This window comes from Cytobacillus firmus (assembly GCF_023657595.1).
In the GTDB taxonomy this organism is placed as follows: domain Bacteria; phylum Bacillota; class Bacilli; order Bacillales; family Cytobacillaceae; genus Cytobacillus; species Cytobacillus firmus_B.
Genome location: NZ_CP098323.1, coordinates 961,068 through 973,334 on the forward strand (window position 1 = coordinate 961,068; position 12,267 = coordinate 973,334).

At 43.6% G+C, this 12,267-nt stretch carries 13 protein-coding genes and 1 pseudogene; 6 read left to right on the forward strand and 8 right to left on the reverse strand.

Translation table 11 applies throughout. The features are described from left to right. The first annotated feature begins 1,008 nt into the window (after positions 1-1,008). From NAF01_RS05075 to NAF01_RS05095, 5 genes are all read left to right on the forward strand, one after another. Positions 1,009-2,400, forward strand: a complete 1,392-nt coding sequence (locus NAF01_RS05075; RefSeq protein ID WP_250801921.1) for a TldD/PmbA family protein — start codon at positions 1,009-1,011, stop codon at positions 2,398-2,400. A gap of 1 nt (position 2,401) precedes the next feature. Beyond that, the gene (locus tag NAF01_RS05080) at positions 2,402-3,760 is read left to right on the forward strand and encodes a TldD/PmbA family protein (protein WP_197247362.1); all 1,359 of its coding nucleotides are present in this window, start codon (positions 2,402-2,404) and stop codon (positions 3,758-3,760) included. Between the two features lie 77 nt (positions 3,761-3,837). Next, positions 3,838-4,314 (forward strand): GNAT family N-acetyltransferase, encoded by a 477-nt coding sequence (locus tag NAF01_RS05085; RefSeq protein ID WP_250801922.1) that lies wholly within the window; start codon positions 3,838-3,840, stop codon positions 4,312-4,314. A gap of 22 nt (positions 4,315-4,336) precedes the next feature. After that, positions 4,337-4,873 carry a GNAT family N-acetyltransferase gene (locus NAF01_RS05090; RefSeq protein WP_250801923.1) on the forward strand — a complete coding sequence of 179 codons (537 nt, stop codon included), beginning with the start codon at positions 4,337-4,339 and terminating at the stop codon, positions 4,871-4,873. A 74-nt stretch (positions 4,874-4,947) separates the two neighbouring features. After that, positions 4,948-5,229: a hypothetical protein gene (locus NAF01_RS05095; protein ID WP_197204989.1), complete on the forward strand. Its 282-nt coding sequence runs from the start codon at positions 4,948-4,950 to the stop codon at positions 5,227-5,229. Between the two features lie 39 nt (positions 5,230-5,268). On the opposite strand, the gene NAF01_RS05100 is transcribed toward NAF01_RS05095, so the two are convergent. The 5 genes from NAF01_RS05100 to NAF01_RS05120 form a co-directional block, all read right to left on the reverse strand. Continuing rightward, the gene (locus NAF01_RS05100) at positions 5,269-5,610 is read right to left on the reverse strand and encodes a DUF3243 domain-containing protein (protein WP_035326325.1); all 342 of its coding nucleotides are present in this window, start codon (positions 5,608-5,610) and stop codon (positions 5,269-5,271) included. 66 nt (positions 5,611-5,676) lie between these two features. Next, complete coding sequence (tatC, locus tag NAF01_RS05105; protein WP_250801924.1) at positions 5,677-6,405, reverse strand: twin-arginine translocase subunit TatC; 729 nt, start codon at positions 6,403-6,405, stop codon at positions 5,677-5,679. A 14-nt stretch (positions 6,406-6,419) separates the two neighbouring features. Further along, entirely contained in the window at positions 6,420-6,638 is a 219-nt protein-coding gene (gene tatA / locus NAF01_RS05110) for a twin-arginine translocase TatA/TatE family subunit (RefSeq protein ID WP_048010511.1), read from the reverse strand. A gap of 187 nt (positions 6,639-6,825) precedes the next feature. Next, on the reverse strand, positions 6,826-8,535 hold the full coding sequence (locus tag NAF01_RS05115) for a GMC family oxidoreductase (protein WP_250801925.1): 1,710 nt from the start codon (positions 8,533-8,535) through the stop codon (positions 6,826-6,828). 26 nt (positions 8,536-8,561) lie between these two features. After that, positions 8,562-9,326, reverse strand: a complete 765-nt coding sequence (locus tag NAF01_RS05120; protein ID WP_250801926.1) for a gluconate 2-dehydrogenase subunit 3 family protein — start codon at positions 9,324-9,326, stop codon at positions 8,562-8,564. A gap of 459 nt (positions 9,327-9,785) precedes the next feature. On the opposite strand from NAF01_RS05120, the gene NAF01_RS05125 reads away from it, so the two are divergent. Then, on the forward strand, positions 9,786-10,511 hold the full coding sequence (locus tag NAF01_RS05125; protein ID WP_197214379.1) for a 5-formyltetrahydrofolate cyclo-ligase: 726 nt from the start codon (positions 9,786-9,788) through the stop codon (positions 10,509-10,511). Positions 10,512-10,522: 11 nt separating this feature from the next. Here NAF01_RS05125 and NAF01_RS05130 read toward each other — a convergent pair. The 3 genes and pseudogenes from NAF01_RS05130 to mscL all read right to left on the reverse strand — a co-directional run. Continuing rightward, a pseudogene (locus NAF01_RS05130) lies at positions 10,523-10,960 on the reverse strand (AhpC/TSA family protein); the annotation flags it as partial. A gap of 219 nt (positions 10,961-11,179) precedes the next feature. After that, positions 11,180-11,821 (reverse strand): Bax inhibitor-1/YccA family protein, encoded by a 642-nt coding sequence (locus NAF01_RS05135; protein WP_048010518.1) that lies wholly within the window; start codon positions 11,819-11,821, stop codon positions 11,180-11,182. A 69-nt stretch (positions 11,822-11,890) separates the two neighbouring features. Continuing rightward, positions 11,891-12,262, reverse strand: coding sequence for a large conductance mechanosensitive channel protein MscL (gene mscL / locus NAF01_RS05140; protein ID WP_197247372.1), 372 nt, complete (start codon positions 12,260-12,262; stop codon positions 11,891-11,893). Between the last annotated feature and the right edge of the window lie 5 nt (positions 12,263-12,267).

Below are 12,267 nucleotides of genomic sequence, written 5' to 3' on the forward strand. Positions count from 1 at the left end.
GATAGATGAGGGGACTTGCAACCTAAATTGCAAATAGATGAACAAGCCTGCAAATAGACCAGCCAAACCTGCAAATAGAAACCCGGAATCTGCAAATAGATGAGCAAATTTGCAAATAGACCAGCCCAACTTGCAAATAGATAAGTAAATGCAAATAGAAACCCGGAACCTGCAAATAGATGAGGAAACCTGCAAATAGACTAGCCAATCTTGCAAATAGATAGGTAAATGCAAATAGATACGTAAATGCAAATAGAAACCCGGAACCTGCAAATAGATGAGCAAATTTGCAAATAGACCAACCGAAATTACAAATAGATGAGTAAACCTGCAAATAGACCAGCCCAACTTGCAAATAGATAGGTAAAATGCAAATAGAAACCCGGAACCTGCAAATAGATAAGCAAATTTGCAAATAGACTAGCCAAATAGATAGGTAAATGCAAATAGATGAGTAAACCTGCAAATAGACCAGCCAAACTAGCAAATAGATAGGTAAAATGCAAACAGAGACCCGGAACCTGCAAATAGATGAGCAAATTTGCAAATAGACCAGCCGGAATTACAAATAGATGAACAAGCCTGCAAATAGACCAGCCAAACCTGCAAATAGAAACCCGGAATCTGCAAATAGATGAGCAAATTTGCAAATAGACCAGCCCAACTTGCAAATAGATAAGTAAATGCAAATAGAAACCCGGAACCTGCAAATAGATGAGGAAACCTGCAAATAGACTAGCCAATCTTGCAAATAGATAGGTAAATGCAAATAGATACGTAAATGCAAATAGAAACCCGGAACCTGCAAATAGATGAGCAAATTTGCAAATAGATCAACCAAACCTGCAAATAGGCCCACCCCACAAAAAGCAACCCACCCATTTACGTCTCCAGACCGAGGCATAATCATCCTCTTTATTGGTCAAAAAAGGAAAAAATCATACTAAAATAAAGATCAGTACGGTATGATTAGAATAGTTTGAAAAGTTAGATAGAAGGAGGGTCACTATGCTTTCACAATCAGTCATTCATGATGTTATTACGGCAGCTCTGGCCACTGGCGGGGATTTTGCCGAAGTATTTGTTGAGGATCGTTTCACCAATAGCCTTGCGCTTCAGGGCGGGAAAATCGAGAGCAGCTTATCAGGCCGGGATTACGGGATCGGCATTCGTGTGTTTAAGGGGCTGCAGAGTGTGTATGCTTACACAACGGATGGATCAAAGGAAGGTTTACTGAAAGCTGCGGGCAATGCTGCCCAGGCGATCAGAGGAGAAAAAATCATTCAGCCCGCACAGCTGCAAAAGGAAATTATTCCGGCAGGGCATCCTATATCTCTGAATCCGCGTGAAGTGGAGAAGCTCCGCAAAGTAGATGTCATGAAAAAGGCATATGAAATTGCGAAAAACTATCACAGCAGCATCCAGCAGGTTACGGTCAGGTATTTGGATGAAGAACAGAATGTGCTGATTGCCAATTCGGAGGGTAAGTTTGTTGAAGACCGACGGGTGCGAAGCCGCCTTGCCATTCAGTCGATTGCGGCAGAAGGAAACCAAATGCAGCCTGGATTCTATGGACCTGGAGCCCATAGAGGCTTTGAATTTATGGAAAACCTGAACTTGGAGCATTACGCCAATGAAGCATCTCGCATCGCCGTTACGATGCTTGGGGCAGACCCTTGTCCAAGCGGGAAGTTCCCTGTGATCATCGATAATGAATTCGGCGGGGTTATTTTCCACGAAGCATGCGGACATGGCCTTGAAGCTACATCTGTAGCGAAGGAAAACTCTGTTTTTGCAAACCGGATCGGCGAAAAAGTGGCCTCGGATGTGGTTACATACATTGATGACGGCACGCTTGCCAATGAGTGGGGATCGATTACGATCGATGATGAAGGCGAAAAGGCGCGTAAAAATGTCCTGATTGAAAATGGAATTTTAAAAGGTTACTTGATTGATAAATTCGGCGGACGCAGGATGGGCATGGAATCGACAGGATCGGGAAGACGGCAGTCCTACCGTTTTGCGCCGACTTCGAGAATGACCAATACGTACATTGCAAACGGCAAGTCCACTCCGGAAGAAATCGTCTCAAATACTGAGTACGGAATATATACCAAATACATGGGCGGCGGCCAGGTCAATACCACAACGGGCGATTACAACTTCGCCGTCATGGAGGCGTATCTCGTAAAAGACGGAAAAATCGGCAAACCGTTAAAAGGTGCTACTTTAATAGGGAATGGCCCGAAAACGCTCCAGCTGGTTGATATGGTGGGAAATAACCTGGACCATGGTGCTGGCATGTGCGGTTCACAGAGCGGAAGCATTCCTGTCAATGTTGGCCAGCCGATGATCCGCGTAAGCGAAATGACTGTTGGCGGAACAAAGGGAGGCGAATAATATGAACCTGCAGGAATTTAAGGAAAAGCTATTTCAGCTTGGCGGGCAGCATGGTTTTACAGATATGGAGCTTTATTATGAGAGAGAGGAAAAGTTCGCCTGCGAGCTTTTCAAAGGTGAAATTGATTCCTACGACACTTCCGAAGTGTTCGGAACCTCCTTCCGAGGCCTTTACGAAGGCAGGATGGGCTATGCTTTTACGGAGAAACTGGATGAGGAATCCCTGTCTTTTCTGATCGAGAATGCGAAGGAAAACTCTCAGTTTATTGAGGATGAAGTACAGGAAGAAATCTTTGCCGGCAGCGATAAGTATGAGTCTGGAAGCTACTATTCAAGCAGTCTTGCGGAAGTTACGATTGCTGAAAAAATAAATTTGCTTAAGGAAATAGAAAAGCACATCTATGCCTATGATGAGCGGGTAACCGGGACAGATTATTTCATGGTGCGCAGCGGTGAAACAGAAAGAGTTCTTCTCAACAGCAAAGGGTTGAGCCTCAGCGAAAAGAGCAATCATGCCGGCATTTATGTATCAGTCATCGTAAAGCAGGGAGATCAGGTGAAAAATGGCGAATATTCCAAGTTTACGAGAGACTTTTCGATCTTGAATCCGGAGGAAATAGCCAGGCATGCAGCAGAAGAAGCGTTATCACAGCTGGATGCCAGAAGTGCTGAAAGCAAAAACTACCCTGTGCTCTTGAGAAATGATGCTGCCAGCGCCCTGCTTCAGACATACATCCCGATTTTCTCAGCCGAAAACACCCAAAAAGGGCAATCAGCTTTAAAGGGGAAAACGGGTGAATGCATTGCTGTGGCGTCATTGAATATCGTAGATGATCCATTTTTAGAAGAAGGTCTGCTAAGTTCTAATTTTGACAGTGAAGGGGTTGCCACTGCCAGAAAAGATATTGTGAAAGACGGCAGGCTTATTACCTTGATGCATAACCGCAAAACAGCACAAAAAGATGGTGTGGAATCGACGGGCAATGCCTATAAAGCTTCTTATAAGGGAGCTTTGACGGTGGCTCCAACGAATCTTTACGTCAATCCATCCAATCAAAGCTATGATGAGCTGGTATCTTCGATCTCAGAGGGCATCATCATAACCGAATTATCCGGCCTCCATTCTGGTGCCAATACCGTATCAGGGGATTTTTCCATTGCGGCTAACGGCTATTATGTCAGCGACGGAAAAGTGCAAAACGCCGTTAACCAAATGACGATTGCCGGAAACTTCTATGAGCTGTTAAATAATATTGAAGCCATCGGTTCAGACCTGGAATTTTCGTTGGGCTTCATGGCCACTGGCTACATTGGCTCCCCATCTCTTTTAATCAGGGAGCTGGCTGTGACTATTGAGTAAGTCTGCGAGCGCATCACCAAGTGGTGCGCTTTTTTGAAAAAATTTTCGCAGGAGGAAATTAAATAGGGGGACTATTTATGGGGAAGATTATCGAAGCAAAAATAGGCGACGCAGTGAAAATATTATCCCTTCAAAAGCTGGCATATAGAAGTGAAGCAGAACTTTATGGAGATTTTAATATAGAGCCATTAAAGCAAACCGTCAGCGATGTTGAAAAAGCTTTTGAAGATTATCTAATTTTAAAATACATAGAAGACGGGGAACTAGTTGGTTCCGTTAGAGCATACCAAAAGGATGAAACATGTTATATAGGCAAATTAATGGTGCATCCAGACTTTCAGAATAAAGGTATTGGAAAAGCACTAATGAATGAAATCGAACGTCAGTTTAATGTGGAACGATTTGAATTATTTACCGGCAGCAAAAGCGAGAAAAATATTAGTTTCTATGAAAAGCTCGGTTACGCGGGATATAAGACAGAAAAGCTGGAGAGAGAAGAAACCATATTTATTTTTATGGAGAAGTTAGCGAAAGCAGGCACACCTGCTTCTTAAGATTAAAAAGGAGGCCCCGCCAATGAAAACCCTAGAAACCAGCCGCCTTATTTTGCGCCGCCTTACCCTTGATGATGCAGCCAGGGTAGAAGAATACGCAAGTGATTATGATGTGGCAAAAACGACATTAAATATTCCCCATCCTTATCCTGAAGGGGGAGCAAGGGAGTTTATTACAAGCATCCTGGAAGCAGAGAGAAACGGTAAGATTGCGATTTTCGCTATTACGAGAAAAGAGGATAATGGCTTAATAGGACTCATCAATATTACAGGCACTAATGCAAATAGAAGGGCGGAAATCGGCTATTGGATCGGCAAGCCTTACTGGGGCAAAGGGTATGGTACAGAGGCTGCCAGGGCAATTATTAAGTACGGATTTGAAGAACTGAACCATAACCGGATTTATGCTCTTGCCTTTACGGACAATCCCGGATCATGGAGGATTATGGAGAAATCGGGGATGAAGCATGAAGGGATTTTGCGGCAGCATGCAATAAGAGATGAAAGGCCGGTGGATTTGACCTACTATGCCATTCTGCGTGAGGAATACACCGGGTAAGGGAGCCGCTGTTTGAATCGCACTCCACAATATGTTTCAATAGAAGCAAATCCTTTTTAATCATGGAGGTTCATGTGCGGATCATTGCTTCCCATCCTTTTTTTACAGTCAGAAGGAAGATCGACTGGAATCAGCAGCAATACATTGAACAGGAACTTTTTCTTCACTTATTTGAGGATCATATCCTGTCGCCATCAGAAAAGTTTCTCCTTGATGAAGTTTGGGATATGTCATACAGAAATTCCAGCTGCGAATTTGGTTTCCTGTATCTTCATACCAATCGGGGTGTGTTCTCTTTTCAAGTAAAGTCAGAGCCGAGTCACTTTATAAACCTGTATAGAGATCTTAAAAAGTAAAAGCCGGAATTGTCACGAACAACAATTCCGGCTAAATTATTATGCCTGCTCTGTCAGGCGTACAAGCATATGTGCGAGCTTATGCCTTTCTTCATCATCCCCGACCTTCCATAATTCCTTCAGCAGCTGTTCTTCACGGTTTTTTGGCTCCACATTCTCAGCGAGGTAGCCAGCCACTTTTTCTGCGGTTACAGCAAGCTGTTCCTCATTTAACCCCAGCTTTTTGCCAAGCTCAATTCGTTCCGCCAGATAGCTCTTAAATTCATCGAAGCTGCTTAAGATGTCCTCAGCTCGTTCATTGGACATCTTGTCCATTGCGCTCTTAATATTTTTTGTATCCAGTTCACCATCTTGTTTGATTACATGTTCTTGTTCATTCATTTTTATAGACCTCCCAAAGGATTGTTTTCTTATTAAATATCCTTTCAGAAGGAGAATTAAACTCTTTTAGATTTCACTGGATGGTGTTTCCTGAACAGCTTTCAGTTTCCTGAATTTTACTTTGGATAAAATAACGCCAAGTTCATATAGCCCGATAAGAGGCACCAGGACTAGAATCTGTGAAAATAAATCAGGCGGTGTAATGAGAGCTGATACAACAGCCATGATCAAATAAGCATATTTTCGCATTGAGCTGAGCATGGCTGGGGTGACAATGCCGATTGTTGTCAAAAACAATAACAGCAAAGGCACTTCAAACAGGAAACCAAAAGGAATGGTCGACATCAAAAGAAACGAAAAATACTCCCTGGCCGTGATCATCATCGCAAAATGTGATTCACCTAATAGCATTAAAAACTGATAAATGGCAGGGAATATAATAAAAAATCCGAAGCCAAGCCCGCCGATAAAGCTGAAAAGAATGGCAGGGAAAAACATTAGAGATACTCTGCTTTCTTTTTCCGTTAAAGCAGGTTTTACAAATAGCCAGATCTGATAGGAAATGAAAGGAAGCGAAAGCCCAAGGCTGATGCTTCCTGCAATTCCTGTGTACAGCTTAATGACATCCAGCGGTCCAAGCATAACCAGCTCATGATCGTTTGCCAGCATAGGTATCAGCCGGTTGATGAAAAACAGACATAGGGCAAAGCTGACAATAAAGAAAATCAGAGATCGAATCAGCACTTTTCGCAGGTCTGTTAAATGCTCTATAAGGGTTTGTTCGTCCGTTTTCATTCTAAACCCTCCTGTTAAAGCGGTTTATCCTTCCGATCAGCCGTTTCAATTGAACGTGCTTTTGAATCAGGTTCATCGTCATCACTCATAATTTCTCTGGCTGATTTTTTGAATTCTGATAAGGTCCTTCCAAACGCAGATCCGATTTCCGGAAGTTTTTTTGGCCCAAAGATAATTAAGGTTATAACCAGGATGATAATCAATCCGGGTATCCCGATATTTGAAAGCCCCATGGAGTTCACTCCTTCTTGAAAAATTTATTAAAAGGTAAGTTAGTATTAGCTTGAACTTCGAGAACTGTCCAGCTCCAGCGCCTACCCCCTCGAGGTCACAAGCCAATCCTCCCAAAAAGGCAAAGAACGCCTTTCCGTGAGGCTCGTCTTGTGCTTGTCGGGGGTGAGCAAGGCGCTTGCGCTTTTCTTATGCAAGCAAGCCGCCTTCTTTGCTGTATTTGATGATTCCTTCAGCAGCACGGTAGGCGAGTGCCCCAACAGTTCCTGTCGGATTATATCCTCCATTGTGAGGGAAAGCGGAAGCACCAACGACAAAGACATTCTCTGCATCCCACATTTGGAGATAGTTATTTACGGCTGATGTTTCAGGCTCAGCCCCCATGATGACACCGCCTGTATTGTGTGTCGTCTGGTAAGGGACGATATCGTAATGCTCCAGCTGCTGCCTGTCGTTAATTTTTGATGGTCCCATTTCCTTCATGATGTTGTCTGTGATTTTTCCAATATAGTTATAAAGATTCTTATCCTGTTCCGTGAAATCGTATGTCATACGAAGCAGCGGAAGCCCGTAAGCATCTTTATAAGAAGGATCCAGATCCATATAATTGTGCTGAACAGGCATGGATGCTCCCTGGGTGCCAATGCTTAAAGCCCGTGTGAAATACTTGATGGAATTCTCCTTAAACTTGCTGCCCCATTTCGGTGTATCAGTCGGAACCATATTATATTGAATTGGACGGTATCCTGACTGGTTGATAGATATGGAGCCGCCATGAATAAATCCAAGATCCGAGTGGTCAAAATTGTCTCCATTGTAATCATCCACAGTTGCACCGAGGGCACCGGCACCCATGAAGGTGTTAAATTGTTCTTCATCAAAAAAGCCCGCTGACCCGGGAAGGATCTGATAGCAATAGTTCTTCCCGATCACCCCTGATCCTGTATCAGGATTGTATGGGCGCCCCAGTTTGGATGTCAGCAGCAGGCGTGTGTTATTCATGACATAGCTGGTCACAATAACCATTTCGGCCGGCTGAATGAATTCTTCTTTTGTCTGGACATCCACATAGCGTACACCGGTTGCTTTTTTGCCGTCGTGAATAATTTCCGTTACATTCGCAAAGTTGCGGATATCCACATTTCCCGTTTCTTTGGCAAACGGAATAACGGCCACAGTCGGATCAGCTTTTGCTCCATATTCACAGCCGAAGCGTTCGCAAAACGCACAATACTGGCATGGAGCCATCTTGGCGCCATATTGGTTTTCATAAGCCTCGCTCATATTGCCGGATGGCATTTGGTAAGGTTTCATCCCCAATGATTTCGCGGCCTTTTTAAATCTTGCTGTAATAGGTGTTTCCTTCATTGGAGGATTTGGGAACGGCTCTGCTCTTTTTGGCCCAAGCTCACCTTCTTCTCCGCCAATTCCTGCCGCCTTTTCAAATTCGTAGAAATAAGGCTCCAATTCATCGTATGTAATGCCCCAATCCTGAACTTGAAGACCTTTGATCTTGGCTTCGCCATATTTTTTAACTGTCTGTGACTTGATTTCAAAATCATAAGGCAGAAAGCGGAAAGTATGCCCATTCCAGTGAACACCGGACCCGCCTAAGCCTTCGCCCAGCAAAAAGGACCCAAGCTGGCGCATCGGAAGGGCACGTTCCTTCCCTTGATTGCGGAACGTAATCGTTTCTTTAGAAAGATCCTGCATTAATTCATAGCGGATTCCATAGCGCAGTTCATCATGGACCACATAGTAGTCCTTGACGCCGCGCTCTTTTCCACGCTCCAGGCCGACAACTTTTAATCCCTGTTTCCCAAGTTCAGCCGCAATGATTCCGCCGGCCCATCCGACTCCTACAATGACTGCATCAGTTTTTGGCAATGTTTTCGCCATTTTTACCACTTCCTTAAAAGATAGTACTATTTCGTATATGAATGGAGGCTGTTGGGTTTAATTTTCACAAATTTTTCAGACTCAATTTGATTGATATAGCTCATTTGATGGCCAGGAAAGTCTTTCATTTTCCAGCCTTCCATATTTTTGTTTCCGGCATAGGCAGGATCTGCATATACACCTTCAATGGTGGCGGCCCGGAGAATATTAAAGAACGTCCTTGAAGTAACACCCCGGAGCTTCACTTTATCCTCTTCAAAGGCTGTAAGAATTTCATCCTGCTGTTCGCCCTCCAGTTCAGCAAATGGCTTCTTGAACTTTTCATTGCTGTAGGTCTGCAGGGCAGCAAGTCCGACATCAAATACTTCATGCCGTTTTAAAGGGGACTGGTAGCCCTGAAAGTTCGACCCTGGAAAGAATGGACCCTGCATATATTCCCTTGTATTATTGCCCCATGAGCCCGCAAGCTGATGGTCGATAAAAAATGGAACATCCAAATCATTGGCACCAGGGCCATTTTCATCCTTTGGATAAATTCTCTCAACGGCAGCCTGCAGGATTCCGAATGTCTCGGGGTTTGTGAAATATAAAGGCGACTGCTGATAGGCAACCTGATCATGCCTGTTTGTATGGGCATTCTCTTTCGTTGCTGTACCGTCTTTGTTCATGTTTGCACCAATTAAGCCGCCAAGAATACCGCCTCCTACTAAACCTCCGGCAACTAACCCGGAATTGCGGATGAATCTCCTCCGGGACATGGTTGATTCTTGTTTTTGTTCATGTTCAGACATTTATATGGAAACCTCCTTTTATTTGCCATTATGGAGAAAAATATACTTGTCTAAACAGTTCGATGGGATTATTTTTTGGCTTGTGAAAAGAAGAGAGGAGATAAGGGGGTTTTTATGGCATTAAAAAAGATGCAAACCGATTGGTCTGCACCTTTTTTAAGTCCGAATGACGGGCAACCTGGAGATTACGATTTGCATAGGGCCGAACCGATTTTAAATATATCGGTTATAGACGAGAGTGCCTTTCGAACGCTCTGCAAACCCTCCCTGGTTTCTTGCAATGCCAATGACGAACCTTGAAGTCGCTGTTACGCTTTTCATCGTCAACCAGTCCCTTCCGTTTTGTTATTGGCCTTGCATTATTTGTTTACCCCGTGAACTTGTCTTAAAACCTGTTTATCTAAAAAATTGGAGTTTTTTTCTTTAATAGATAAAATGAAAGAAAGGAAGTGAAACACGATGAAAACGAAGAAAGAAATCCGTGAGTACATATGGAATTTTCTTGAGGAGAACAAGCTTGGCCGCTTTCCGTTTCCTTTATCGAATAGAATTCCCAATTTCAAAGGAGCTGAAAAAGCGGCTGCATTTGTTTTTACTATGCCTGAGTATAAAGAGGCTAAAGTCATTAAGGTAAATCCTGATTCTCCGCAGCTGCCGGTCCGCAGCCAAATTTTGAAAGATGGAAAGACATTGCTGGTTCCCACTCCACGGCTTAAAGCAGGCTTTATTATGGTAAAGCCGGAATGGGTACCTGCAGGGGAGGAGCGAAAAGCAGCGAGCCTTAAGCATATCCACTCATACGGAAAAGAAGTTCCCCTTACAGAATTGCCGAAAATTGATTTGTTTTTTGCCGGATCTGTGGGGCTTCACCGGGATGGCCGGCGGGTCGGAAAAGGGGAGGGCTATGCTGACCGGGAGTATGCGATAATTAGAGAATTGGGGAATCCTGAAATCCCCGTGATTGGAACAGTTAACAGCGCCCAGGTGACAGACGCAGATATCCCGAGGGATCCATATGATCTGACTGTCGACTGGATTGCCACTGAAAAGGAACTGATCAAAACCAACACGCCATATCCAAAACCAAACGGGATTCAATGGGATCTTGTAACGGAGAAGGAAATGGAAGAGATGCCGGTTTTGCGTGAAATATGGGAGATCACAAAAGGAAAAGCAGCCAAGTAATTGACTGCCTTTTAAGCTTTAACTTCGTCCATTTTCTTTAAAACATCATCAATCTTTGCGTGATTTTCAGGGGATTCATCAATATGATTCCATAAAATTTTGCCCTGAGGCGAGAAAAGCCATGTCCCGCCCTGAATGTAGACATCCTGAGTTTTCATGGATCTCATGACAAACTCCTTTTGTTTTTCATCCTTAGGGATAAAGCCGCCGACTTTTCCTGTAATAAACCCAAGTGCTGCTTTTGAAAGAAGCTTCCACTTTGGCATGGTTTTATGTCCCATTCCTCTATAAGCTTCCCTGGAAGGGTCTCCGAGGATCGGAAAAGGGAACGGACCGAATTGCTCAAGGAATTGACTGATAAAGGTTCCTTTCGAAGGAGCAATGACAATGACTTGAAATCCTTTAGCTTCTACTTCATTTATGCGCTCGCGCAACTGCGCAAGATATTCCCGGCAGACCGGTCAGCCAAGATGGCGGACAAAGACAGCCATTGTGTACTGGCTGCTGATAGCCTGTTCAAGCGTAATATTTTTATCAGGATTTTGGGTTTCTAAAATATATTTCATGAATATCCCGCCTTTCGGATTTACATCTGATCATACCTAATTCTTTTGAAGGAATAAAGAATTGCGGCTTGCACATAAAAAAACAGGAGTTCGCACTCCTGTTTAGTCCCGGCTCCCCAATATCCCAAAAATGCGAAGGATATTAATGAACAGGTTGATAAAATCAAGGTATAGGTTAAGAGCCATCAAAGGCACTTCTTCCGGTGACACTCCATACTGCTTCATGCGGTTGAAGTCGAATAGCACATATCCGCTGAACACGAGCACTCCGATGAAGGAGAACGCGAGCATCGCATTAGAGCTTAATGGCCAGATGAGGCTGAAAATTCCAATCGCAATAAGAGCGAGCAATGCCGCCATCAGCATGCCGCCAAGGAAAGATAAGTCCCGCTTCGTTGTTGAAGCATATACGGCTAAGCCTGTGAACACGACCGTTGTCGTCGCAAGTGCTGTTAAAACAGGGTTAGGTCCAATAGCAGCCAGGTAGTGGGCAACAATCGGGTAGGTCGTCATCCCTGAAATAAATGTAAATACATAAAGGAATGTATACCCAATAGCTTTTTTGCGGCGGAGCAGGAAAGCGAAAAGCAGCATTCCGAGCTCAAGAAGCATCAGCGGCAAAAACAGGGCTGGAGGGATGAAAACACCAGCCATCGTTCCAATAAAAGCAATCCCCAATGATAAGGCAAACGCCCGTAAAACAGAAGGCAAATAACTGTTATTTGCGGTATGCTGTACATACATTTCTTCATTTCTCCTCTTTAATCATTTGTATATGTATATACGACTGAGCTATTATTTAAGTTTCATAAATTATTTATTTTTTAAAAGGTCTCTTATTTCAGTTAAAAGCTCCACATTTTTATCCACAGCTGGTGCCGGTGCTGCCTCTTCTTTCTTTTTGAAACGATTGTTAATAATCCTGATAAAGACGAAAATGGAAAATGCCACGATGAAGAAATCCACCACATTCTGTATGAATAAACCATATTTGACCTCGGCGCTGCCGACTTTTATCATCAGATCGCTAAAGTCCACTCCGCCCATCAGCAATCCGACAAGCGGCATAATAATATCATCTACAAGGGAAGATACAATCTTTCCGAAGGCAGCTCCGATTACAACCCCAACTGCCAAATCCAGGACATTTCCCTTTAGGGCGAATTTTTTAAACTCATTCCACATAACAA